Origin of the sequence: Hyphococcus sp. (assembly GCF_965267305.1) — a bacterium.
In the GTDB taxonomy this organism is placed as follows: Bacteria; Pseudomonadota; Alphaproteobacteria; order Caulobacterales; family Parvularculaceae; genus Hyphococcus.
Genome location: NZ_OZ253945.1, coordinates 3503575 through 3526359, shown reverse-complemented (window position 1 = coordinate 3526359; position 22785 = coordinate 3503575). Strand labels below are relative to the sequence as shown.

Genomic DNA, 22785 nt, shown 5'->3' with positions numbered 1-22785 from the left:
TCGCCTGCATTTCAGCGTAGGTGACTGCTGGCGGCGAGACGGCGTAAGCTTGAGGCCATGCCCCGCGATTCGGCTCATTCGATATCAACTGAGGACCTCCTAAAGGCCTACACGCTCGGCTATTTTCCCATGGCGCGCTCACGCGAGGATGCAAGCGTCGTCTGGGTCCTGCCCGACGAGCGCGGGGTCATTCCTCTTGATGCAGCGCATGTTCCGAAAAAGCTCGCGCGGTTTTTAAAGACCGAGCCTTTCGAGATCCGCATCGATACGGCGTTCACGGAGGTGATGACGGCCTGCGCCGAGGCGACGAAGGCGCGGCCCGACACCTGGATCAACGATGCGATCATCGAGGCTTATTCGGAGCTCTATTTTCAGGGGCGCGCTCATTCCATCGAATGCTGGCGCGAAGGAAAGCTTGTGGGCGGGCTTTACGGCGTCGTCCTGGGCGCGGCCTTTTGCGGCGAGAGTATGTTCTCGCGCGAGACCAACGCGTCGAAAGTCGCCATGCTGCATTTGATGGCGCGGCTGAAGATCGGCGGCTTTCATTTCATCGACGCGCAGTTTTTCAACGAGCATCTCGTGCAGTTCGGCCTCATCGCCATGGACGACGCGGATTACCAGATCGGTTTGCAGAAAGCGGTGAAGGCTGAGGCGGACTTCTTCGCCGCGCCGGATCAGTTGGATGCGACGCGGGTTTTGCAGTCGATCACCCAGACGTCATAGACGGGATGTTCAAGCGCATTAAGCGCCGGCGTTGACGCGAACATCCACCCGCGAAAAATATTGACGCCCCTCGCCTGCGGACCTTCCAGCACGACCGGCGCCGGCTCATTCACTTGCGGGGCGTCGCCGACCGCTTCGCCCGGCAGGATGGCGAGCTCCGTCGTCTTGATCTCATCCTCGAGAATTTCAGGCTCCTGAATTTTCAGGTCGCTCTGACGGCTCTCATATTCCGTGTCGAAAATCTCGAGAAACGCTGTCGTTTCCGGAAACTCTTCCGGCGGGCGTTTGTCGCAGGTGCGCGGCTGTATTTCGAGCGAACCGAAACGCGCAATCTCATTCATCTCGATCTCAAGATCGGTGTAACGCGCCGTGATTTTGTTGAGTGCGCGCAAGGTGACCGATACCGGCTCACGCTTTTCCGTTTCAACAACCGTGGCAAAAGGATCGTCCTGCGCCTGAGACAGAATTTCGAGCTCGCTGAGCTCATCATCAGCGGCGGGTTCGTTGAAGAGCGGATCGTCCTGCGCCTGCGCGGATGCGAAAACGAAACACAACGCAGCAACAACTGAGACGCAACGCATTACATGTCTCCTAAGGGATCGGCGCTCACAGCTTCATCTTTGTTGTTTCCATTGCCTGACGTGAACGCCTGCACGGCGAGGCTAAGGAGGTCGACAGAGCCTTGCGTGATGACAATCTTGTCACCTTCAACCAGCATTTCTTCCGCCGCGCCCGGCTCGATCGCGATATGCGCGCCGCCGAGAATGCCGTCAGACGCGACCTTGGCGATAGAGTCCTGCGGAATGGAGACATTGCGGTCGATAGCAAGCTCAACATTCGCTTCATAGGTTTTCGGATCGAGGCTGTTGCCGGCGACGGTGCCGACCTTGACCCCGGCGATCCTGACTTCCGATCCGACCGTCACGCCGTCGACGCGTCCGAAGACAGCGCCGACGCGGTAATGATCCCGTCCGACGCCCTTGCCGCTCACGCCATAGGCATAAGCGAGAAACGCCGCGGCTACCGCGATGACAACAGCTCCGACAAGTGTTTCAAAAACTCCGGCGCGGCTCATAGATCAGCCTCCCCTTTTGCAGCCCTACGCGCTTTCCGGCGTCCAGGCCTCGTAATCGTCATTCACATCGGCCGGACCGCCTGGACGCGACAGGCTGCCCTTCGGATGATAGGCGAGCGGCGTGCCGGTCATGTTCGGCAAATGATCCTTCTCGAAGGCTCGGCGCGTCAAGGGCGCGACCGTCGGCGCTTCTTCAAAAGTGTGATGCAGCCAGCCATGCCAGTCGGGGGGCACGCGGGACGCCTCGGCTACGCCGTGATAGACCACCCAGCGGCGGCGGCGCTTGCCGTCGCTGCCCGGCAGGCTCGGCTCTTTTTCCTCAAAATAGCGGTTACCCTGCTCATCGGTTCCCACCAGCCTGGCCCCCTTGCGCCACAAGGTGAAGGAGGTGCCGAAGGTGGTCGAGTTCCACCAGGTAAAAAGCTGCGAAAACATGCAAGGATTCCTGAATCTCCGGGGTCCATGATAGCCCCTAGTCGCGGCGCGAATATGGCGCCCGTCGGCGGGCCCCGCAAGGGAGCCCGGAGGCTCGCTCCACCGGGTGCTTTTCCCTTGAAATCAGGGGAAAATTAGCCGAACCCCCTGAGTTGGGAGCAGTCCGCGGCCCGCCCAGGTGGAGCCCGGCGCTCCCCGCGACTATATATGAGGCCGGCCCTTTCCCGATGAAGGCTGGGGCCGGAGGATTTGGATCAGATGCGCATCGAGCGGCGGTTTACGGAAAGTTCAGGCGCGCCCTATGGCGGGGTCGTCTTCCGTCGCGCCGATTCGGAGATCCGCGCCCTTTCCGGCGAGATCATTTTCGAGATGCGCGATCTCGAGGTTCCCAAAGGCTGGAGCCAGACCGCGGTCGATATCCTCGCCCAGAAGTATCTTCGCAAAGCCGGGGTGCCGGCCCGAACGAAAAAAGTGAATGAAAAGGGCGTTCCTAATTTCCTGCAACGCTCCATGCCGGATATTGCGGCGCTCGCGAAACTTCCCGCCGAAGAACGCTACGGGCCGGAAATATCGGCGAAGCAGGTGTTCGACCGGATGGCCGGCGCCTGGACCTATTGGGGCTGGAAGGGCGGCTATTTCGACGATGAGGAAGCGGCGCTCGCCTTCATGGACGAAATGCGTGCGATGCTCGCGCAGCAGGTCGGGGCGCCGAATTCCCCGCAATGGTTCAACACCGGCCTTCACTGGGCTTACGGCATCGACGCCGCCGGACAGGGACATTTTTATGTGGACCATGTCACCGGCGCGCTGACGGAATCCGACAGCGCCTATGAACGCCCGCAACCGCATGCCTGTTTCATTCAGTCGGTCGATGACAGCCTCACCGGCAATGGCGGCGTCATGGATTTGTGGAAACGCGAGGCGCTGCTCTTCAAATACGGCTCCGGCTCCGGCACGAACTTCTCCAACATTCGAGGTCAAGACGAACCGCTTTCGAGCGGCGGCAAAAGCTCCGGCCTTTTAAGCTTTCTCAAGGTCGGCGACTCTGCGGCGGGCGCGGTCAAGTCCGGCGGCACGACGCGGCGCGCGGCGAAGATGGTCGTCGTCGACGCCGACCACCCGGACATCGAGGACTTCGTTTCCTGGAAGACGCGCGAGGAAGAAAAGGTCGCTGCGCTGGTGACGGGCTCGCGCATTCACGCAAAACACCTGCCGCGCATTCTCGACGCCTGCTGGCAGGGCGAAGACGCCGAGACACGCTTCGATCCGAAACAAAATCCGGCGCTCAAAACCGCCGTCAAGGAAGCAAAAAAAGCCTTCGTGCCCGATGCATCGATCCGGCGCGTCATCGACTTTGCGAAACAGGGTTATCGCCGCATCGATGTGGAAACCTACGACCTTGATTGGGATAGCGAAGGATACCGGACTGTCTCCGGTCAGAACGCCAACAATTCGGTGCGCGTCACAGACGCGTTTCTGAAAGCCGTGAATGACGACGCGCCATGGTCCCTCACCCGCCGCACCGACGGTGAGACGATGAAGACCATCCGCGCCCGCGCACTATGGAGCAATATCTGTTCGGCGGCTTGGACCTGCGCCGATCCGGGTCTGCAATTTCATGACACGATCAACGCCTGGCATACGAGCCCGGCGGGCGGCGAGATCCGCGCCTCAAATCCGTGCTCGGAATACATGTTCCTCGACGACACAGCGTGCAATCTCGCCTCGCTCAATCTTCTGAAGTTCAAGACCGATACTGGGTTCGACGCCGATCTCTTCGAACATGCCTGCCGCCTCTGGACGCTGACCCTCGAAATCTCCGTCCTGATGGCGCAGTACCCGTCGGCGGAAATCGCGCGCGGGTCCTTCGACTACAGAACGCTTGGTTTAGGCTTTGCTAATCTCGGCGGGCTGTTGATGTCGTCGGGCCTTGCGTATGACAGTGAGGAAGGCCGCGCTGTCGCGGCGGGCGTTTCGGCGCTGATGACCGGCGCCGCCTATCGCGCCTCCGCGGAAATGGCGTCCGTCGCCGGACCGTTCGCCAAATATGCCGACAATCGCGACGCCATGCTGCGCGTCTTGCGCAATCACCGCCGCGCCTGCGCCGGAACCGCTATCGGGGGCGCCTTTGAAGGGCTCGCTGTCGAGCCCGCGCAATTCGACGCCAACGCTTGCCCGTGGAGCGAAGTCACCGAAGCCGCGCGGCGGGTCTGGAACGAAGCCTATGAACTCGGCGCCATCAACGGCTTCCGCAACGCGCAGGTGACCGTAGTCGCGCCGACCGGCACCATCGGCCTTGTGATGGATTGCGACACGACGGGGATCGAACCTGATTTCGCGCTCGTTAAATTCAAGAAGCTCGCCGGCGGCGGTCTTTTGAAAATCGTCAACCGCTCCGTGCCGGCGGCATTGAAAGCGCTTGGCTATACGCAGGCTGAAATCGACGACATCGGTCATTACGCGGCCGGCCGCGGCACGCTTCAGGATGCGCCGGGCGTTTCGCTCGACGATCTTCGCCGCGAAGGGTTCGAGGACCGCCACATCAAGGCGCTGGAAGAACGCCTCAAAACGACCTTCGACCTCACCTACGCCTTCACGCCGCAAGCGCTGGGCGAGGATTTCTGCGTTCATGTGCTTGGCATGCATGAAAGCGAACTGGCCCTTACCGGCTATGAGGTGCTGCAATATCTTGGCTTCTCGGACGAAGAAATTCACCAGGCCAATCTCTTCTGCTGCGGGGCGATGACCGTCGAGGGCGCGCCGCATCTGAAAGAAGAGCATTACGACGTCTTCGACTGCGCCAATCCGTGCGGGCGCATCGGCACCCGCGCGCTTTCCGTCGAGGCGCATCTCAGAATGATGGCGGCGGCGCAGCCTTTCATTTCCGGCGCGATTTCGAAGACAGTCAATCTGCCGAATTACGCCAGCATCGGCGACTGCGCCAAGGCTTACATGCTCGCCTGGCGCATGGGTCTGAAATCCATTGCGCTTTACCGCGACGGCTCGAAACTTTCGCAGCCGCTCGCCGCCGCAATCCTCGCCGCCGAAACCGATGTCGAAGAAGAGGACGATCTTCAGGAAGAGATCGCCGCGGCCCCGGCGGCGGAACGCTCGAAAATCGTCGCGGAGCGCATCGTCGAACGCATCATTGAGAGAACGCCCGGCCGGCGCCGCCTTCCCGACCGGCGCAAAGGCTACATCCAGAAGGCCATTGTCGGCGGTCACAAGGTTTATCTCCACACCGGCGAATTCGACGACGGCGAACTCGGCGAAGTCTTCATCGATATGCATAAGGAAGGCGCCGCCTTCCGTTCGCTCATGAACAATTTCGCCATCGCCGTATCGCTCGGCCTGCAATATGGCGTGCCGCTCGAGGAATTCGTCGACGCCTATGTCTTCACCCGTTTCGACCCGTCAGGACCGGTGCAGGGCAACGACCAGATCAAGAACGCGACGTCGATCCTCGACTATATCTTCCGCGAGCTCGCGATCTCCTATCTCGGCCGCGCCGACCTCGCCCATGTGCATCCGGACGAGAGCGCGGTCGACGCCATCGGCCGCGGCGTCAGCGAGGAAAAAACCCAGGCCGATGCGACCAAGCTCATTTCCAAGGGCTTTTCGCGCTCAACGGTCACGGACAATCTTGTGATCCTTCGCGGCGGCGATTTCGACCGCCTGCGCCACTCGGCGCGTGAGGCCCATGGCGAGGCCGAAGAGGAAGAAGACATCGATGTCGATATAGAAGACATCGAAGAAGCGGTCCGCGCCGAAAGCCCGGCTGAAATCGAAGACCAAATCGCAAAGCTTGCGGACGCGGTGAACCAGAAGGCGCCGCGCGGCATTCTCGCGACGCCCGGCAACGCCCGCACCGAAGCCCGGATCAAGGGATATGAAGGCGACGCCTGCGCCGAATGCGGCCAGTTCACGTTGGTCAGGAACGGCGCCTGCCTAAAATGCGACAGCTGCGGCGCGTCGAGCGGCTGTTCTTAACGCCAGGTTAACGCGGCCCTCTCTGACAATTCGAATTTTATCCTTAATCGGGCGTTGACCCGGCTCGTCCTACTCTGCAAGGGACGAAGTTTGGGGAGCCCGCGGTGAAGTTGATCGCGCTCATAATGGTATTGATGATCGCCGTGTTGTCGTTGATTACGACAATCACACCCGGCTCGCAGCAGTATAACAAGCCGAATCCTGTCGCCGAAATCGGCAAAGAATTCGCCAAGCCTTTGAGTCAAGTGGACCAGATCGGCCCTGAGCTCGAGAAAGTCCTCGACGGCGCCGGCGTCAAACTGCCTACGATCAATGTCGGCGGCTCCAAAACGGTAAAACAAGATCTGACGCATGTGGCGCAGGATTTCACTGGCCAGGTTTTTTCCAATCAGGACCTGCCGAAGTCGAATTTCGCCAGCTCCTATCTTTCCAAGGCGCAGTTCAACGAAGCCCTCCTCGACGGCGCGAGCCTTGAAGGCGCAACGGGTGACACAGTGAACTTCAAAGGCGCGCGTATGGCGAAGTCCAATCTGAACGCCGCCATGTTTGTCAACAGCGATTTCTCCGGCGCCGAACTACGCGAATCGAAGGCGCGGGCGGGCGATTTCTCGGGCGCGCAATTCGTCGACGCCGATCTTTCCTTTGCAAGTTTCGCCGGGGCCAATCTTTCTAAAAGCGATTTTCGAGCAGCCTACGCGGCCGGCGCCTCTTTCTACGGCGCCAACGCCGGCGAGGCGAAATTCACCGGCGCCGATCTGACGGGCGTGCGGTTCGTCAACGCCTCGCTCTCCAAAGCTACCTTCGCCGGAGCTAATGTGAAAGCAGCGAACTTCACCGGCGCGAAAATCCACGGTGCGGATCTTTCCGCCGCGGTGAACTTGACGACCGAACAGCTCGCAAGCGCCTGCGCCTCGCCGGAAACGAAACTGCCCGAGGGCGTCACCGCCCCGCGGTGCTGAGCAACTGCTGGAATTATGTACGTTTTTGATCGTCGCGGTCGTCACGGATCGTCGTGGCGTCAAGCGCATCGAGAACCGCAAGCGCAACAGCGCTGTAGCCGCCGGATGACTGAACTGACGCCGCCGGCTTCGATGTGAAGGCTTCCATGATCTTATGGGCGTAGCTGCGCACCGGCGAGAAATTCCGCGAGGACTGGGTTTGCGCCATCACAGGCGCAGCTCCGGTATCGCGGGCTGCGCCGCCCATGGAGCTTGCAATCGAGGCGACGACTTCGCCGACGCTCTTCGCGCGACCGCCATCGTAAAACACATTTCGGTTCGCCGCCGCAGCTTGCGGCAAAAGCTCCGCGGCATTCATGCTTGCGCCAGCGGAAAGCAGCTTCACCGCGCCGGCGGGTCCGAGGAAATGCGCCGTATAAAGGTCGGCGCTGGTCGCCGCGCGACCGAGCCGGCTTTCGAGCATGGACTTGTTCTCATTCGCAAGCTCGCCCGCCATGGCGCTGGCCGCATCGGCGTTGAAGCGCATGTTTAAAATCTTTTCGCGCGCCGCAGGATCTTTGACTTCGTAGCGTCCTTGCGCGTTCTGCGTGATCGCATTCGATGCCGCGCCCAGCCCGTGTTCGGCGCCGTATTTCTTGACAGTCGAAAACCAGGTCTGTTCGATGAACTGGAATAGACCGGCTGCGCTGGAGGTTTTCGCCTGCGCATTAGGATCAAAGCCGCTTTCGCGCGCGGCCATTTTCATCAGGAAGTCGAAACCGGCGCCCGTGGAAACGCTGGCGCGCTTGACCGCGCCCTTGACGGACGCGGCGCCGGTTGTCGCAACGGCGGCGATTTCGGCAGTCATGATCACCCTCTGGCGGCGTAACGATGCAGCCCGCTCAATTTGGCGGCCAATCGTCAACAAAGCGCTAACCACCCTGTCCCGGACTGAAACGCCCCGGCCCGAAACGCCTTGGATCGAAGGGTGCAAGGTCGAAAGGCGGCGTCTCGCCGAGGATCAGCGCCGCCATGGCCTCCGCGGCCGCGGGCGCATGGAGGACGCCGTTGCGGTAATGGCCGAGGGCGAGAAACCGGCCTTCCTTGTCCCGGCCCATGATGGGGGCCCCGTCGGGCGTGCCGGGCCGGAGGCCCGTCCAGCGCTCCAGTTCTTTCGCGGTCTCCAGCGCCGGGACAGCTCGGCCCGCATTAGCCCGCAACCCCGCGATCGCCGCGTCGGAAACGGAATGATGATCAATCAGAGGGCCAAGCTCCTCCGTCGCGCCGATGACAAGCCTGCCTTCGGCTTTGGGGCAGAGATAGGCGCCTGGCGCCCGCACCACTCGGGTGAGAACGACTTCCGCAGCAACGGCAGTCGCCTCGCCTTTGACCGGATAAACGAGCCCTCTCGGCGTCAGACCGCTGACGGCGCCGGCGGCGACGACGATCTTTTCCGCCGCGAAGACGTCGCCATCGGCGCTGGCGAACTGGCGCGCGGCGTCGCCCTCGCCAAGCGAAAGAACCCGCGTGCGCACCATCTCCACATCGAGAGCGTTCAGCGATACCGTCAGCGCCGCCATCACCCGGCGCGGATCGACTTGCGCGTCTTCCGGCGCATAAAGCGCGGCGGCGACTTCTTTTGACAGCGCCGGCTCCAGCGCCCGCGCCTCGGCGCCGGAAATCATTTCCGCCGCGCCGCCGAGTTTTTTGACCCGCACCGCCTGTTCGGCGAGATCTTGCGTCTGGGCGTCGCGATATGAAAGCCCGAGCGCGCCGTCATTGCGGTAATCGATGAAGATTCCCGTCTCCTCCTCCAGCGCCGCCGCGTAGCTTTTCCAGAGTTCGAGGCTGCGCGAACCCAAACGATAGAGCGCCTCGCTCGGCCCGCCGAACTCCTCGCAGTTTTCGAATGACGGGGCCAGCATGCCGGCCGCCGCAGGAGTGGCCTGAGGCACGGCGTCGCCGGCGTCGATGACCGCGACTTTTGCGCCGCGCGCGCCAAGCTCGCGGGCGAGCGTGAGCCCGATCACGCCCCCGCCAATAATCGCGATGTCAAAAACCCTGGTCGGCATGCCCGTCCTTTTGACCGTTGAGGGAGACATTGTCATCCACTCTTCATGCTAATTTTTGTCGCCCTCGCTTTTGTGTTCCGGAACGGGAAAGGCGATCAGCCGGGTCTTTTCACGAGAGCCCGCCGAGGAGCCGAAAAAGTAATTGACCACCGCCGCCGTCATGGTGGCCAGCGCCCCGAGCATGATCGAGAATTCGGTCTCGGCCCCCACGGGAAGTTTCTTCGCTACCATAAAGCCCAGAACCGCGAAGAAACCGAGAATGACGAAAGCGCCTAGAATCGACGGCGTCCAGTCGTTCATCTTGATCTGCCGGTCCCTTGCGCTGGCGCGATCGGCGGCGTCGATGCGCAATTGCTCCAGCGCCGCCTGTCGCAGCGCAATCTCAAAATCCTGTTCGGCCTTTTTGATCGCCAGCAACTGTTCCGGAGTCGCGGCGGCAAGCGCATCGGCGAGCGCGTCTTCATCGACTGACGCATCGCCGAAAATGGCGCGCGAGAGTTGCTCCACAGCGGCGCCCGCAAGCGGGCCGCCAAGCGCGCGGGCGAGACCTGGCGCCGCGCGGGCGATCGCGCGCTTGATCCGTCCTCTGGTTTTGCCTTTTGTCGTCTCCACGGAAGCGCTCATAAAAGCCTCTTCAAAAAACAATTCGATGCGCATCTTAAGGCAGGAAAAAAACCCGTGAAAAATTATCCACCCCCAAGCTTTCCGTGTTATCTTAGAGCAGCCCCGGCTACCCCCCTGTTGCACAAAAAAGAATGCGTTCCCGCTTAAGGTGAAAAACGCGCCGTATGCGGTCTATTCTTGCCAAAAATTCAATTTGCAATTGCAACCGGATCATCCCAAAGTTGGCGGAAATGATTCGGCGCGGGTGAAAAGCGCGGAATCGCAACGGCGGTCAAAAAACTCCCTATGGCTTTTGCTATCGCGGCGGCTCTCCTCGCCGCCCTGTTTTTGATTCTGGGACGATCGAAAGGCGCCGTGCTCCGCATGGTGGACGCCGGCGCGCGCGCGCCGGCGCTATTGCTCGCCGCCGGCGCGGCGGGCTCGCTCGTCTGGCGCCTGTTTGGCGGGCCCTTCGCGCCATCCGAATGGACCGCTGCGGGCGCCGATGCGCTGCTCGCGGCCCTCGCCTTCGCCGCCGCCGCCCAGTTCCGCATCACAAGACTGGCGAGCGTCTGCCCTGCCTCGTTCCGGCTGACGATCGGCGGCGCACCGCTATTCCTGATTGTCTGCGGGCTCGCCGCCTTCATCCTCGCGCCGCAGCTCTCCTTCAACGCCGCTTTCCTGCTGGCGGGCGCGCTGACCCTCAATGGCGCCGCCTTCGACCGGCGCGCCGTGACCGGCGCCCCGGCGCCCCAAACCATCAAGGCCGCCGTTCGGCTTGAAAGCGCGGCGATCCTCGCGCTCGGCCTTCCCGTTGCGGTGCTGCTGGAAGCAGTCGCCACCGCCGCGCCGCAGGGCATGCCGGAGGCGACGCCGCTGTTCGAAGCTTCGCGCGAGTTTCTCATCGCCTTTGCGCTTGGCGGCGCTTCAGGTCTTGCCGCAGGCTTTTTCGGCAACAAGTTGAAAATGAAAAAGAAAGCCGCAGAGCTTGCGATTATTTCAGGCGTTTTTTCTTTCCTCATTGCGCCGCTGATCGGCGGTCACGCCGTTCTCGCCGCCGGTGCGGCGGGCCTCCTCTGGGGAGAGCAGACGACGGCGCTCTCCGTCACGCGCGTGCGCCTGCGCCGCATGGCCGAGCGGGTCGTCGCGCCCGTCGCCTATCTTGCTTTCGGCATTGCGCTGGCGCCGCGCGTCTTCCAGGCGGATCTCCTCACACTTCTCTTCGCCGCCGCAGTGGTCACGATCATGCGGGTCGGACCGCGGCTGGCGGCGCTTAAGAAGACAAGCTTGCCGCGCGAGAGCCAGATGTTCCTCGCCTGGTTCGGCGGCGCGCCGGGCGCGGCCTCGGCCCTCTTCCTGATTTCGCTCTTCGACGCGCCCTCCATCGTGGCGCAAGACGCGATCCTCACCGTCGGCGCTGTCGCCGTCGTTTTCGGCGTCATGGCCGCGCGCCTCACCTCGCGTCCGCTGGTCAAGCTGTTCCTGAAACAATCGGCGCTGGCCAAGAAGCGGGCAAGGTTCGCGGGTTAACCACCCCTCACCACTCAAACGTCTCGAGATGCGCCCGCAGGTGAAACACCGTCGGGAATTTCTTGAGGATCAGGTCCGAGCGGTTGCCCATGCAGATGTCGCGGATCGCTTGGGGCTGTTTCTTGTAATGCTCGCGCCCGCCCACAAGGTCATAGAGCAGCCGCGCCACGCACAGGATGTCCGAGCGCCGCTCCACCGCCGGCGTGCGGCCCCAGTCGTGAAAATCGATCGTGCGTAGTTTGAAGAACACGCCCATGCGCTCGACGAAAATATTGCCCTTGTGCAGATCGCCGTGGAATTCCTTGCGGGCGTGGATTTCCTCGATGCCGATGGTGAGCGTGTAGATGAGGCTTAAGGCCTCGAAAGCCGGCATGCGCCCGCCGCGATAGCTTTTGAGCAGATCGTCCAGCAGCAAGCCCTCGAAATATTCCGAGATCATGCAGTAGATGAAGCGATCGTTGATCCAAACTTCTTCCGCGTGGAGATATTTGACGACGATGTCGCAATCCCGGAGCGCATCGAGTTTGCGCGCATGGCGGATGAAGACCGGCGCGGTCTTTTCCTTGGTCTCGAAATAGAGCTTCGCCGCGCGGGTGAGGCCCGTCGCCTTTTCACGGATCTTATAAACTTCGCCTTCGGAGCCGGCGCCGATGCGCTCGATCACTTCGTAACGCCAGGTCAGACGGTCGCCTTTTGAAAGGCCGAAACTGTTCCTTTTGGGTATTGTCATGAAGCGAAAGTGGCATTTTTTGCGCCCGCCGAAAAGCGGGCGCGGCCGCCTCTAAAAGCTTTTCCGCACCGCGATTTCCCAAGTCCGCGGCGGACCGACAAACACGTTGTAGCCGATAAAGCCGAAGCCCGAGACGGCGTAGTCCTTGTCGAGGAAATTTCGGCCGCGGAGCGCGATTTCGAGCCCGTGGTCAAATCGAAGCGCCGCCTCGGCGTCGGCTATCGTATAGCCTTCCTGCCGGCGGTCGGCGAGGCCTTCGGCGTCGAGATAAAAAGCGCTCTGATATTTCGCGTTGGCGCCGAGCACGAACCTTAAGCCCCGCCCCAGATCATGTTCGTAGCGCGCAAATCCCGTCGCGGAGACATCTGAAGCGAAAGGCAAGGGATTGCCGTCGAAAAGCGCCGCATTGCCGCCGATATCGGTCGTCTGGCTGATCTCCGTTTCAAGTAGCGTCACGGAGCCGCCCAGCGTGAAAACCGCCGACGGCGTCCAGTCGAAACTTCCCTCAAAGCCATAAGCCTCCGCCTTGTCGAGATTAGAGAGGGAATTGGAGATGATCGACCCGCCGCCGGGCAGCGGGAAATTGACGAAGATCCGCGCCTGCGGCGCATCATAGTCCTGATAGAAGCCGGCAAGGCGAAGCGCGAGGCCCGGCGCAGGTTCGCCCTTATACCCAACTTCATAAGCGTTGACGGTCTCGGCCCGAAAAAGCCCCTCATCGGCAAAATGCGCGGCGTTATTCTGCACCTCGCCGTTAAAGCCGCCGCTTTTGTAGCCATTGGCGAAGGACGCATAGATCATCGCCGCATCGGAAAAACGATAGGAAAGCGCTGCATTGCCGCTGAACCGGTTTTCCTTGATGCGGTTCTCGCCGATAGCGGGGCCGACGCCGTCGCGATTGTTAAAGGCGACGACGCCGTCATCAAAGATGTGAACGCCCTGCCCCGACCCGTGAATATTTTCGTAGGTGTAGCGCCCGCCAAGCGTCAGGGTCAGCGCATCACTGAGGTTGATGTCATTATAGGTGAAGATCGCGGCGGTCTTCCTCGTCTGCTCGATGTCGGTGACGAGGCTCGTCGCAACGCCCGGCGAAGCGGGGCTTGGGCCCACTCGCCCCGGCGCGCCCACATAGCGGCAGCTTCCGAGAAGCGTCGAAGGATCGAGTTCGCCGCACCAGATGAGATATTCCTGTTCGAAATCCTCGCCCGCCGCGGCAATGCCGATCAGGCTGTGACCGAGGCGCCAGTCGCCTTGCAGCCGTATCTCCTCGCTCCATTGCAGGAATTCGCGATCGTAATGAAGATTGGCGTTCAGCGCCGGATCGCCGAAGGGCGCCGGCGCGCCGTCGAAATCGAAGCCGTAATCCTGTCCGTAGCCTTCCAGCGCCGTGAGCGAAAACAACTCCCAGTTCCCGACCGGCGCAACAGCTTCCAAGGAGACACCGTAAAACTCGCTGTCGGTGTCCTGCACACCGTCGGGACCGACAGAAATCTCGTGCTTGCCGACATCGAGATTCAAATTGCGCGGCGCCGGGTTGACGCCGTTGTCTTCTTCATAATGCGCGCGCAGGGTGAGGGTCGCCGCCTCGCCTTCCCACTGCAATGAGCCGCGCAGTCCGAATTCATCGCGCTCGCCGCCGGCGCGTGCAGGCGCAGGGATCGTCGGATCGGTCTGAACATTGTCGAGCACAGGATCCTGTTTGAGATACCGGCCTGCAATGCGCCCGCTCAAATTCCCGCCAAGCGATCCGCCAAGAGCGCCCGTCGCATCGAGGCGGTTGAAGCTTCCATAGGACCATCCGAGATAGCCTGTGGTTTCTTCCGTTGGCTTCGCCGACATGAAATTAACGGCGCCGGAAGACGCGTTGCGGCCGTAGAGCGAGCCTTGCGGCCCTTTCAGCACCTCAACGCGTTCGAGATCGTAGAGCAGCGGGCCCGTTTGCACATTGGTCGAGAGGAACACTCCGTCCATGTAAACCGCCGCGGCGGTCGGCGTCAGCGCCTGATGGTCGACGGCGCCGATGCCGCGGATCTGGAATGCGATCTGATTGCCGTTGGCGACCGCCGCCTGAACGCCGGACAGAAGCTGCGTGATTTCCTCGGCGCTGTTAAAGCTGTTCGCCTTGTCGATCTCGGCGCCTGCAATGACATCAACGCTTGCAGCGATATCGCTCAAATCCTGCGCGCGTTTCGTCGCCGTCACCGTGATGATGTCCGTTTCCGCCAGCGCGCTATCCATCATCAACGGCGCCAGCGATGCGGAAAAAAGCGGTAGACTGAGGAGTTTTCGACGCAACATCCACTCCGTTCAAAACTGCGGAGCGAAGCCCTATCCGCATCCCCTATCTTTGTCCATTGCAGATATGCTGGCGGGAGAAACAGAGCCTTCATGCCGCAATGCATCATGGCGCAGATGTGATCGCAGCGTCTGGCCTTATCAGCGCTTCGCCAGCTCGTCTTTCAGCGCCGCGATCTCCTGTAAAATCTTGCGCTGGTTCTCGATGACCTCGTCGACCACAGGTTCCGAATCCTCCTCGACAACGCGCACGACGATGGCGACGAAAAGGTTGAGCATGGTGAAGGTTGCGATCAGTACGAAGGTCAGGAAAAAGATCCAGGAGCGTTTATGGGTCTCCGCCACTTGCGAGGCGATGTCGGGCCAGCCTTCAAGCGTCATCACCTGAAACAGCGTGTACATGGCCTCAAACACGTCGCCGAAAAGCTCCGGATGCTGGGGCCCGTAAAGATTGGCGGCGATCACTGCAAAGACATAAACGATCAGCGCCAGAACGACGCCGACCGAAGCGATGCCGGGGATGGAGTCGAGCAACGCGGAGACGACAACGCGCATGCGCGGAATGACTGTGATCACGCGCAGCACCCGCAAGACCCGGAACGCCCGGAGCGCGGCTAGGCCCGATGTCGCCGCGCCGATGGAGACGGCGACAATCAGAAAATCGAAAATGTTCCAGCCATTGCGGAAATAGGTGCCCCGCCAGGCGATGATCCGAAGGCCGATCTCCACCAGAAAGGCGTAGACGATGATCCGGTCGACGATTTTCAGGAGCGGCGCGCCCTTGAACGCATCAAAGGTTTCGGCGCCGAGGATGACGGCGTTGACGATGATCAAGGACAGAACGACCGCCTGGAAAGCCGAACTCTCCACAAGCTGCTGCAGGGATGTCCGCTTTTGTTCCGTCATACTCCTGCCCTGAAGAGCCCTAGACAGGGCCGAGCCGCTTGGGGAAAACTCGATGCGCTCTATACCTCAGCACCTGCTAGGTGGATTCTGTCCAGCTCAAAAGCGGCCAAAAGCCCGTTAAATCCAAAGGTCTTCCCTTTCCTTGTTGATGCGCGCAATCATTGCCAATTAGAAAGTCGCCGAAACGCCGACAATCGGCCGCAAACGATTGGCTGACTTCACAAATTCCGCTATGCGGGGCGTTTGCGGCGCAGATGGGCCCTGATGGCCCAGCAGGTGAGCGAAGACGTGAGCGATCTCGACAAGGATCAGGAAGAGGCAATGCCAGATGCAGGCGGCGATCACGACGCCCCGCGCATGCGCTTCAAAGGCATTGTCGAGGCCGAAACCCGCGAGGCGGCGGCGCGCGAGGGTGGCGGGCTGATCTACATCTCCCCCAATGAACGGCGCTGGAACGCGCGGAGCCGCCAGATCTGGCAGGCCGCGCGCATGACTGCGGTGTTCGTCTTCTTCTCCACGCTTGTCGGCCTGCCGCTCGGCAACTGGTTCGCGCACCGGCAGCTCAACGCCCTATCCGGCGCCGACCGCCCATGGAACCCGTTCGCCGCCTTCGAGATCGAAACCGTTCTCTTCGCGTTCATCATTCCGGCGCTGGTCCTCTTTATCGGCTATGCGGTATCGCGCCTCATCGAAATGATCCGCGCGGCGGAGGCCATCGCCGCGGCGGCGCAGCGCTTTGTAACGCCGGACATTACGGCGGCGCAGAATGCGGAGACCGTGGGCGCCGTCGTGCAGACACATGTGAACGCGCTCAATCAGGGGCTCGACGCCGCCCTTTCCCGTCTCGCCTCTGTCGAAGCGATGATCCGCCAGCATGTGCAGGCGATCGAGATCGCCGGCGAGGCCATCGAAGCGAAAGCGGTTGGCGCCGCTGGCCGTGTCGCCGACGAACGCTCGCGCCTGATGGAACTCACCGAAAGCCTGAACGCCCATGCGGACAGTTTCGCCGCGGCGATTGCGGAAAAGGCGAAAGCCGCCATCTCCTCGCTTGAATCGGCGGAATCGACATCGCTGCAGGCCGAGAAAGATTTCGATGAGCGTCTGCATCGCCTTGAGAGCGCGGCGGAGCGCGCGTTCAATTCGTTCGAGTCTCTGCGCGAGGCGTTGCGCGACGTGGACGAGTCCATGCGCGCCTCGGCGCAGGCCATCGACCAGTCCAGCGAAGAAACCCGCAGCGCCACCGAGCGCGCGAACGCCGCCGCCCAAGAAGCCGCAGCAGCCGCGGCGCGCAACGCCGAGAATATCAGCGCTGCCACGCGCAGTGTCGCCGATGAAGCGCGCAAGGCCGCCGAAGACGCCGTCGAAGCCGCTCGCCAGGAAGCCGAACGCGCTGGCAAGGGCGTCGTCGAGGCGACCAGCCAGGAAGCCATCCGCATGCAGGATGCGACAGCCATGGCATTGAAAGAAATTTCAACGTCGACCGCAGACGCCCTCGCCGCCGCGACCGAAGGCGCCACGCGCGCGACCAAAGCCGCAGAAGACGTGACTGAAGCTGCGCGCCGCACCAGCGAAGCGGCTGAAAAAGCCTCCGCCGATGTGGAGGCCGCCGGCGAACGCGCCCGCAAATCCTCGGAAGACGCCATGAAGTTCTCAGAGTCCGAAGCAGCGCGCATTGAAGAGCGCAACCAGGCGCTGGCCGAAGCGCGCGCCGCGCTGGAACAGGAAAATGCGCGCCTTGAATCGCTGATCGACGAGCAGAGAAAGCGCGCCGACCGCCTCGCCGAAGCGATCGCCTCGCAGACGGACCGACTCTCGCGCCTCGCCGAAGCGCAATTGCGCGAACAGGAAGCGGCGGCCCGGCTCGCGGAAGCGCAAAACGAAATGCAGGCGCGCGCCGACCGCCAGGCGGCGGAAAAGAAAAAGACCGAGGGGATAGAGCGCCTCGCCGCCGAACAGGAAACCGCAAAGAAGGCCGAAGAAGAAGCGCAGGCGACGCTCGACCTCTCCGCCGCTTCGCGCCGCAAACAGCCTCCTGTCACGGCAGCGCCAGCTGAACCGGCGCCTGCGAAGCCGAAAAAAGCCAACGGCGCGGCGAGGCTCGATGAGCTTGCGCGCGATATCGCCGAGCGCCGCCCCAGCAAAGCGAAACCGCAGGAGCCGCCGCTGACGCTCGGCAAAGAAGCGAAAGCCGATCCCGAGAAGCGCTCGAAAGGCAATGTGTCGTGGAAGGAGATTCTCGACGCCGCTGATGAGAGCGCGCCGCTCGATCTCGGCAAGGCCGCGAAAAAAGACGAGGCCGAAGACGCCGCGCGTCAGGCCGCCGACAACGCGATCCGCATCATCGCGCGGCTTCAGGATTTCACTCAGGAACTTGAGACGCGGCTTTACGGCGATCCGCCGCCGGCGCTGCAGGAACGGTTCGACCGCGGCGACCGCAATGTTTTCGCCAACCGCCTTTTGCGCCTCAACGAGGCAGACGTGAAGCGCCGCATCCGTTCGGAATCGGGCCGCGACCGCAATTTCGAAAGCGGCGTCCACAATTTTCTGCAAGGCTTCGAGCAATTGCTGGAAGACGCCACAACATCTGAAACCGCCGACGAGGAGCTGGAGGAATATCTCTCCTCGCCGCTCGGCCGGGTCTATCTGTTAATCGGCGCCACCGTGGGGTATTTTGCGTAAGGCGGATCCTGGGAGAGAGCCTGATGCAAAAGACGAAAACGCCAGACAGCTATTTCAAAAACGCAGATCAGTGGCGCGAGGAGCTGCTTGCCGTTCGCAAGGTTCTCCTGTCGACCGGGCTCCATGAAGAAATCAAATGGGGCTCGCCGTTTTATACTCTCGATGGCAAACATATTGTCGGGCTGACGGCGTTCAAAAATTTTTTCTGCCTCTGGTTTCCGCAAGGCGCGCTTTTGAGAGACGACAAGAAAGTTCTCATCAATGCGCAGGAGGGCGTCACCAAGGCCCAGCGCCAATGGCGGATGGCGGACGCAAAAGAAATCAAACCCGCCATAATCAAATCTTATGTCAAGGAAGCCGCGGCCCTCGCCAAAGAAGGCAAGGAAATGAAGCCGCAGCGAAAGGGCGCTCCGACGATCCCTACCGAGCTCAAGACGGCCCTGTCCAAAAACAAAAAAGCGAGCGCCGCGTTCGACAAGATGACGCCCGGCAAGCAGCGCGAATACGCCGAGTACATCGCCGAGGCGAAACAGGCGGCGACGAAAGAGCGCCGGCTTGAAAAAATCCTGCCGATGATCGCCGCGGGCGGCGGCCTTAACGACAAATACAAGAACTGCTGAAGGCTATTCCGCCACCATCACTTCAGTGATCTCCGCCAGCGGCTCGCCGCCGCACAGGACGATGACGCCGCCATAGGTTTTCACCAGCGCCGGGCCTTCGTATTTTACAGTCTCGGTTGTGAAGACCTGCGCCGCCATGCCCTCCGGCGGCGTCGCGGTCAGCATCAGCCGCTGCACCGGAGTCATGGAGCGGTCGGCGATGCCGGGTTCCCAGGCGATGTCATAACCAGGCGTCGGCAGGTCGATTTCGCCCGTCACATGCAGGGTCAGTTTTGCATCAGGGCCCGGCATGGCGTTGACCCAGGCGGACCAGTTGCGGCTGTCAATCACCGGGCAAGCCATCGCCTCTCTTCCGTCAGCCATTTCACTTTCTTCCGGCGCCGCGGTTTCTTCTTCTGCGACATTCGCAGGACCGCAGGCGGCGACGAATAACAACGCAGCACTGACTACTGGAATAAACGCTTTCATGACGTCAGCTCCTTTTCGGCTGGCGTCAAATTAGGCGCGGGGCGCCCTCAAGTCTAATGAATAGAGATGAATTCGGGTTCAGGCCGCAGGCTTCAAGAGTTCGCGCGCTCGGCCTGTCCGGTTTCAAACGTCCATTCCACAATGCCCGATATGACCTCGTTGAAGGCGCCGTTAAAGGCGTCATAGACATCGTCCGGTTCAGTCGAGGCGGCGGACGCGCGCGCGTCGAATTTCTTCGCGGCGTAGACCGTCCCCTTGCCATTCGTAAGGCGCGCGTAAACGGAAACAACCGCGGCGTCGGCGTTCTCCACATCGACTTCCATACGGCGAATGTCGGTCTGCAGAACGAGGTCTGCGACCGGAACCGCCGAGCGGTCGCCCACCGCGAGAATGCGCCCCGCATCTTCAAAAGTCTGTACAAGCGCCGTCTGGAACAGACGCGGCGCGCGGTCGGCCCATTCGGCGCCGCCGAGATAGGCGATGCGGCCAGGCGCCGTCGCAACGGCAATGCGCACGCTGTCGTAGACGCGCGTCGCGCGCGGATCATCGACGACAAGCGAAAACGGCAGCGCTTCACCGGTTAAAGCGTCAGCATCGGCGGCGGCGATATGAAAGCGCGGTTTCGGCGGCGCCGCTTCCGGCAGAACGGAAACGCAAGCCGCCGTCAGTAAGGCGAGCATGGCGGCGAAGCCATGGATCAGCTTTTTCGTCATTCGTCGCCTCCGGAATATTCTGGCGCGCGTTCGCCAAAGAAATAAGCATTAGGATCGCGGTCGATCTCGCGCAACACGGTGTCCAGCGTCTTCATAAGGCGGCGCGCTTCAGCGAGCGCCGGCGCCACCTGGCCAAGCCCCTGATCGGCGAACACACGCAGCGACGCGCGGTTCTCATTCGTGATGGCGCGCAGATCCGTCACCAGCGCGCGCGATTCCGACAAGAGGGCCTTGACGTCTTCGGCCGCATCCTGAGCGTCATTCTCCATAAACTCTTCAAGGCTTGTCGCAGCCGAATCGAGTTTCGAAGTGACATTCGCCAGATCAGTCGTGATCTTGTTGAGATTATTCAGCGTCGCCTTGATATCGTCTTCATTCTCCGCGAAGGCGCCGGTCATGGTTTCGATATTGGCGATGATGCTGGAAATGCCATTGATGTTTTCGTCGGAAAGAAGCCGGTTCGCCTGCGCCAGCACATCGCCCCCGCCCTCGAGAAAGGCCCCGAAGCCGGACATGTCGGCCGAGATTTGCGGCACGCGCATGTCGCTCACATTCTTAAGCAGCGGCGCGTCGCGGCTGCCGCCGACAAACTGAATGATGGCGAGGCCGGTAAAGCCGACAAATTCGAGCTCGGCTTTCGTATCCGTCTTAACGGGCGTGTCTTCATCGACCCGCACCCGCGCAATCACGATGGAAGGATCGTCAGGATCGATGGAAAGCGTTTCGACTTCGCCCTTCTGGATGCCGTTGAAACGCACGGCGGCGCCCACCGAAAGGCCCGAAACGCGTTCGGTGAAAATCACATCGTATTCGTCGAAATTGCCTTGGGACTTGGTGACGCTGATGATGTACAAAAATACGCCAGCAATCGCCGCAAGAACGACAGAGCCGATGACTACATAACTGGCGCGCGTTTCCATCGAACTCTACTCATCCCCTAGCTCGCCTTTGCGGCGAGTGCGGCCCTTCCCCTCGGCCCGGCAAAATATTCCTGTATCCACGGATGATCGGCGCGCCGCACCTCGTCGAGGGGGCCGCAGGCGATGACCCGCTTTTCGGCAAGCACCGCCACCCTGTCACAGGTCGCATGCAGCGTATCAAGATCATGGGTCACCATAAACACTGTTAACCCTAAGGATTCCTTGAGATTGACGATGAGCTCGTCGAATTTGGCCGCCCCGATGGGGTCGAGGCCCGCCGTCGGCTCATCGAGGAAAACGATTTCCGGATCGAGGGCGAGCGCCCGGGCGAGGCCGGCGCGCTTCTTCATCCCTCCTGACAGTTCGGAAGGGTATTTCGCGCCCGCTTCTTCCGGCAGGCCGGACATGGAGATCTTTAGCGCCGCGATGTCCTTAGCCAATTCTTCAGGAAGCTTAAGATGCTCCCTGATCGGCGCCATGACGTTCTGGGCGACAGTGAGCGAGGAAAAGAGCGCGCCGCCCTGGAAGAGAACGCCCCAGCGCTGCTCAATCGCTTCGCGCTCCCGGTCGCCCGCCTTGTAGTAATCTTCGCCGAAAATATGGACGTCACCCGCACTTGGGCGTTTCAGACCGATGATCGCGCGCATCAGCACAGATTTGCCCGTGCCCGATCCACCTACGACGCCCATGATTTCATTCTGGCGCACGTCAAGATCGAGGTTTTCATGCACGACGAAATCGCCGAACTGGGTTTTCAGCCCTTCGACTTCGATGACATGTTCATATGCCTTGTTCTCATCCGTCAAAAATCGATCTCCAAATAGAACATGGCGAAGAACGCATCGATGAGAATGACGAGAAAGAGCGACTGCACGACGGAAAGCGTCGTGCGCTGACCGAGCGACTCGGCGCTGCCTTCCACCTCCATTCCCTGGAAACATCCGACGACCGCGATGACGAAGGCGAAGAACGGCGCCTTGATGAGCCCCGCGAGGAAATGTTCGATCACCATGGTTTCCTGAAACCGCGAGATGAAAAGCGCGGGCGAAATCTCCATTGCGAGCCAGGCGACGAGGCCGCCGCCGAGAATGCCCAGCATGGCGGCGAAAAAGGCGAGCACCGGCAGCATGACAACAAGGGCGATAACGCGCGGCAGGACGAGAACTTCCATGGGATCGAGCCCGAGAACCCGCATGGCGTCGATCTCTTCGCGGATCTTCATGGAGCCGATCTGCGCCGTGAAAGCGCTTCCCGAGCGCCCGGCGATGAGGATGGCGCTTAAAAGCACGCCGAATTCGCGCAACACCGAAATGCCCACCAGTTCGACCGTGAAAATATCGGCGTTGAACATACGCAGGATTTTTGCGCCCATGAAGGCGACGACGGCGCCGATCAGAAACGACATCAGCCCGACAATGGGGATCGCGTTCATTCCGGCCTCTTCCATGTGATAGACCGTGGAGGTCCAGCGCATCTTCGTCGGATTGGAGAGAACGCGGATCGCCGTCGCCAGCGTCAACCCGATAAAGCTCATCACTTCGAGCGCGGCGTAATAGGCGTCGACGACGCCCCGGCCGAGACGCTCAACGACGGCGACGAAAGGGTTGCCGTGGGCCGGCTCCACATGACAGGGCTGCAAATGATTCTCGACCTGCGCGAGCAGCGCCGAATGCGCTTCGCTGGCGCCGGTGAATTTCGACGCGGCGCCGCGATTGGTGCAGCTGTGCATGGTGCGTTGGAGCATCATCGCGCCGACCGTGTCGAGGCGGTCCACTCCGGACATGTCGATCACGAGATCGCGGCCCACCGAATCATCGGCGAAATCGCGAAGCGCGTCGTCGAGCGAGCCGAGAAAGCGCGCGCGCCAGTCGCCGTGGGGGACGAGTTTCAAGGTCCCCTCACTCATATCAATATCGAAATGCGCCGCCGAATCCGTCATGGTTAACGCTTCCTTAAGGGACTGATGGCCCGGCATCGAAAACAGGCCCAGCCCTTGCAGTGTTATGGTTTAGAACAGGATAATAAATTCATCCTGAATAGGGGCTTGCAAGCCGTGACCGAAGGCCTAAGCCCTTATTCCGGTTGAGT

At 61.3% G+C, this 22785-nt stretch carries 20 protein-coding genes; 6 read left to right on the top strand and 14 right to left on the bottom strand.

Annotation, left to right across the window (positions count from 1 at the left end; all coding sequences use genetic code 11):
- Window positions 1-57 precede the first annotated feature (57 nt).
- Window positions 58-723: a leucyl/phenylalanyl-tRNA--protein transferase gene (gene aat / locus ACQY5P_RS17040; RefSeq protein ID WP_428408071.1), complete on the top strand. Its 666-nt coding sequence runs from the start codon at window positions 58-60 to the stop codon at window positions 721-723.
- Here aat and ACQY5P_RS17035 read toward each other — a convergent pair.
- The 3 genes from ACQY5P_RS17035 to ACQY5P_RS17025 are packed head-to-tail and all read right to left on the bottom strand — an operon-like array spanning window position 675 to window position 2233.
- Window positions 675-1304 (bottom strand): DUF2155 domain-containing protein, encoded by a 630-nt coding sequence (locus ACQY5P_RS17035; RefSeq protein WP_428408070.1) that lies wholly within the window; start codon window positions 1302-1304, stop codon window positions 675-677. The two genes, aat and ACQY5P_RS17035, sit on opposite strands and share 49 nt — an antisense overlap.
- Window positions 1304-1798, bottom strand: a complete 495-nt coding sequence (mlaD, locus tag ACQY5P_RS17030) for an outer membrane lipid asymmetry maintenance protein MlaD (protein WP_428408069.1) — start codon at window positions 1796-1798, stop codon at window positions 1304-1306. Before mlaD ends, ACQY5P_RS17035 begins: the two co-directional genes overlap by 1 nt.
- 24 nt (window positions 1799-1822) lie before the next feature.
- Window positions 1823-2233 (bottom strand): NADH:ubiquinone oxidoreductase subunit NDUFA12, encoded by a 411-nt coding sequence (locus ACQY5P_RS17025; RefSeq protein WP_428408068.1) that lies wholly within the window; start codon window positions 2231-2233, stop codon window positions 1823-1825.
- Window positions 2234-2491: 258 nt separating this feature from the next.
- Between ACQY5P_RS17025 and ACQY5P_RS17020 the strand changes: the two genes are divergently transcribed.
- Entirely contained in the window at window positions 2492-6223 is a 3732-nt protein-coding gene (locus ACQY5P_RS17020) for a vitamin B12-dependent ribonucleotide reductase (protein WP_428408067.1), read from the top strand.
- A 104-nt stretch (window positions 6224-6327) separates the two neighbouring features.
- Window positions 6328-7182: a pentapeptide repeat-containing protein gene (locus tag ACQY5P_RS17015; RefSeq protein WP_428408066.1), complete on the top strand. Its 855-nt coding sequence runs from the start codon at window positions 6328-6330 to the stop codon at window positions 7180-7182.
- 13 nt (window positions 7183-7195) lie between these two features.
- Here ACQY5P_RS17015 and ACQY5P_RS17010 read toward each other — a convergent pair whose 3' ends face one another.
- The 3 genes from ACQY5P_RS17010 to ACQY5P_RS17000 all read right to left on the bottom strand — a co-directional run bounded on the left by ACQY5P_RS17010 (window position 7196) and on the right by ACQY5P_RS17000 (window position 9857).
- On the bottom strand, window positions 7196-8029 hold the full coding sequence (locus ACQY5P_RS17010) for a transglycosylase SLT domain-containing protein (RefSeq protein ID WP_428408064.1): 834 nt from the start codon (window positions 8027-8029) through the stop codon (window positions 7196-7198).
- Between the two features lie 64 nt (window positions 8030-8093).
- Window positions 8094-9233, bottom strand: coding sequence for a glycine oxidase ThiO (gene thiO / locus ACQY5P_RS17005; RefSeq protein WP_428408063.1), 1140 nt, complete (start codon window positions 9231-9233; stop codon window positions 8094-8096).
- Window positions 9234-9281: 48 nt separating this feature from the next.
- Window positions 9282-9857: a hypothetical protein gene (locus ACQY5P_RS17000; protein WP_428408062.1), complete on the bottom strand. Its 576-nt coding sequence runs from the start codon at window positions 9855-9857 to the stop codon at window positions 9282-9284.
- Between the two features lie 285 nt (window positions 9858-10142).
- Between ACQY5P_RS17000 and ACQY5P_RS16995 the strand changes: the two genes are divergently transcribed.
- Window positions 10143-11366, top strand: a complete 1224-nt coding sequence (locus ACQY5P_RS16995; protein WP_428408061.1) for a cation:proton antiporter — start codon at window positions 10143-10145, stop codon at window positions 11364-11366.
- A gap of 7 nt (window positions 11367-11373) precedes the next feature.
- Here ACQY5P_RS16995 and ACQY5P_RS16990 read toward each other — a convergent pair whose 3' ends face one another.
- From ACQY5P_RS16990 to ACQY5P_RS16980, 3 genes are all read right to left on the bottom strand, one after another.
- Entirely contained in the window at window positions 11374-12096 is a 723-nt protein-coding gene (locus ACQY5P_RS16990; protein WP_428408060.1) for a protein kinase domain-containing protein, read from the bottom strand.
- 51 nt (window positions 12097-12147) lie between these two features.
- Entirely contained in the window at window positions 12148-14394 is a 2247-nt protein-coding gene (locus ACQY5P_RS16985) for a TonB-dependent receptor (protein ID WP_428408059.1), read from the bottom strand.
- A 138-nt stretch (window positions 14395-14532) separates the two neighbouring features.
- Entirely contained in the window at window positions 14533-15297 is a 765-nt protein-coding gene (locus tag ACQY5P_RS16980; RefSeq protein WP_428408058.1) for an ion transporter, read from the bottom strand.
- A gap of 264 nt (window positions 15298-15561) precedes the next feature.
- On the opposite strand from ACQY5P_RS16980, the gene ACQY5P_RS16975 reads away from it, so the two are divergent.
- Together ACQY5P_RS16975 and ACQY5P_RS16970 are read left to right on the top strand one after the other, a co-directional pair.
- Window positions 15562-17976, top strand: a complete 2415-nt coding sequence (locus tag ACQY5P_RS16975; protein ID WP_428408057.1) for a hypothetical protein — start codon at window positions 15562-15564, stop codon at window positions 17974-17976.
- 23 nt (window positions 17977-17999) lie between these two features.
- Window positions 18000-18596 (top strand): YdeI/OmpD-associated family protein, encoded by a 597-nt coding sequence (locus tag ACQY5P_RS16970; protein ID WP_428408056.1) that lies wholly within the window; start codon window positions 18000-18002, stop codon window positions 18594-18596.
- A gap of 3 nt (window positions 18597-18599) precedes the next feature.
- On the opposite strand, the gene ACQY5P_RS16965 is transcribed toward ACQY5P_RS16970, so the two are convergent.
- The 5 genes from ACQY5P_RS16965 to ACQY5P_RS16945 all read right to left on the bottom strand — a co-directional run bounded on the left by ACQY5P_RS16965 (window position 18600) and on the right by ACQY5P_RS16945 (window position 22636).
- Entirely contained in the window at window positions 18600-19064 is a 465-nt protein-coding gene (locus ACQY5P_RS16965) for a hypothetical protein (RefSeq protein WP_428408055.1), read from the bottom strand.
- Between the two features lie 92 nt (window positions 19065-19156).
- Window positions 19157-19777, bottom strand: coding sequence for an ABC-type transport auxiliary lipoprotein family protein (locus ACQY5P_RS16960; RefSeq protein ID WP_428408054.1), 621 nt, complete (start codon window positions 19775-19777; stop codon window positions 19157-19159).
- A complete protein-coding gene (locus tag ACQY5P_RS16955; protein ID WP_428408053.1) occupies window positions 19774-20697 on the bottom strand; it encodes an MlaD family protein in 924 nt (307 codons plus the stop codon). Before ACQY5P_RS16955 ends, ACQY5P_RS16960 begins: the two co-directional genes overlap by 4 nt.
- 17 nt (window positions 20698-20714) lie before the next feature.
- Window positions 20715-21503 (bottom strand): ABC transporter ATP-binding protein, encoded by a 789-nt coding sequence (locus tag ACQY5P_RS16950; protein ID WP_428408052.1) that lies wholly within the window; start codon window positions 21501-21503, stop codon window positions 20715-20717.
- Complete coding sequence (locus tag ACQY5P_RS16945; RefSeq protein WP_428408051.1) at window positions 21500-22636, bottom strand: MlaE family lipid ABC transporter permease subunit; 1137 nt, start codon at window positions 22634-22636, stop codon at window positions 21500-21502. Before ACQY5P_RS16945 ends, ACQY5P_RS16950 begins: the two co-directional genes overlap by 4 nt.
- Between the last annotated feature and the right edge of the window lie 149 nt (window positions 22637-22785).

What these genes read in the sequence shown, in the direction of transcription:
- aat (WP_428408071.1), top strand. Translation starts at nt 58, where the DNA reads ATGCCCCGCGATTCGGCTCATTCGATATCAACTGAGGACCTCCTAAAG.
- ACQY5P_RS17035 (WP_428408070.1), bottom strand. Translation starts at nt 1,304, where the DNA reads ATGCGTTGCGTCTCAGTTGTTGCTGCGTTGTGTTTCGTTTTCGCATCC.
- mlaD (WP_428408069.1), bottom strand. Translation starts at nt 1,798, where the DNA reads ATGAGCCGCGCCGGAGTTTTTGAAACACTTGTCGGAGCTGTTGTCATC.
- ACQY5P_RS17025 (WP_428408068.1), bottom strand. Translation starts at nt 2,233, where the DNA reads ATGTTTTCGCAGCTTTTTACCTGGTGGAACTCGACCACCTTCGGCACC.
- ACQY5P_RS17020 (WP_428408067.1), top strand. Translation starts at nt 2,492, where the DNA reads ATGCGCATCGAGCGGCGGTTTACGGAAAGTTCAGGCGCGCCCTATGGC.
- ACQY5P_RS17010 (WP_428408064.1), bottom strand. Translation starts at nt 8,029, where the DNA reads ATGACTGCCGAAATCGCCGCCGTTGCGACAACCGGCGCCGCGTCCGTC.
- thiO (WP_428408063.1), bottom strand. Translation starts at nt 9,233, where the DNA reads ATGCCGACCAGGGTTTTTGACATCGCGATTATTGGCGGGGGCGTGATC.
- ACQY5P_RS17000 (WP_428408062.1), bottom strand. Translation starts at nt 9,857, where the DNA reads ATGAGCGCTTCCGTGGAGACGACAAAAGGCAAAACCAGAGGACGGATC.
- ACQY5P_RS16995 (WP_428408061.1), top strand. Translation starts at nt 10,143, where the DNA reads ATGGCTTTTGCTATCGCGGCGGCTCTCCTCGCCGCCCTGTTTTTGATT.
- ACQY5P_RS16990 (WP_428408060.1), bottom strand. Translation starts at nt 12,096, where the DNA reads ATGACAATACCCAAAAGGAACAGTTTCGGCCTTTCAAAAGGCGACCGT.
- ACQY5P_RS16985 (WP_428408059.1), bottom strand. Translation starts at nt 14,394, where the DNA reads ATGTTGCGTCGAAAACTCCTCAGTCTACCGCTTTTTTCCGCATCGCTG.
- ACQY5P_RS16980 (WP_428408058.1), bottom strand. Translation starts at nt 15,297, where the DNA reads ATGACGGAACAAAAGCGGACATCCCTGCAGCAGCTTGTGGAGAGTTCG.
- ACQY5P_RS16975 (WP_428408057.1), top strand. Translation starts at nt 15,562, where the DNA reads ATGGCCCAGCAGGTGAGCGAAGACGTGAGCGATCTCGACAAGGATCAG.
- ACQY5P_RS16970 (WP_428408056.1), top strand. Translation starts at nt 18,000, where the DNA reads ATGCAAAAGACGAAAACGCCAGACAGCTATTTCAAAAACGCAGATCAG.
- ACQY5P_RS16965 (WP_428408055.1), bottom strand. Translation starts at nt 19,064, where the DNA reads ATGAAAGCGTTTATTCCAGTAGTCAGTGCTGCGTTGTTATTCGTCGCC.
- ACQY5P_RS16960 (WP_428408054.1), bottom strand. Translation starts at nt 19,777, where the DNA reads ATGACGAAAAAGCTGATCCATGGCTTCGCCGCCATGCTCGCCTTACTG.
- ACQY5P_RS16955 (WP_428408053.1), bottom strand. Translation starts at nt 20,697, where the DNA reads ATGGAAACGCGCGCCAGTTATGTAGTCATCGGCTCTGTCGTTCTTGCG.
- ACQY5P_RS16945 (WP_428408051.1), bottom strand. Translation starts at nt 22,636, where the DNA reads ATGACGGATTCGGCGGCGCATTTCGATATTGATATGAGTGAGGGGACC.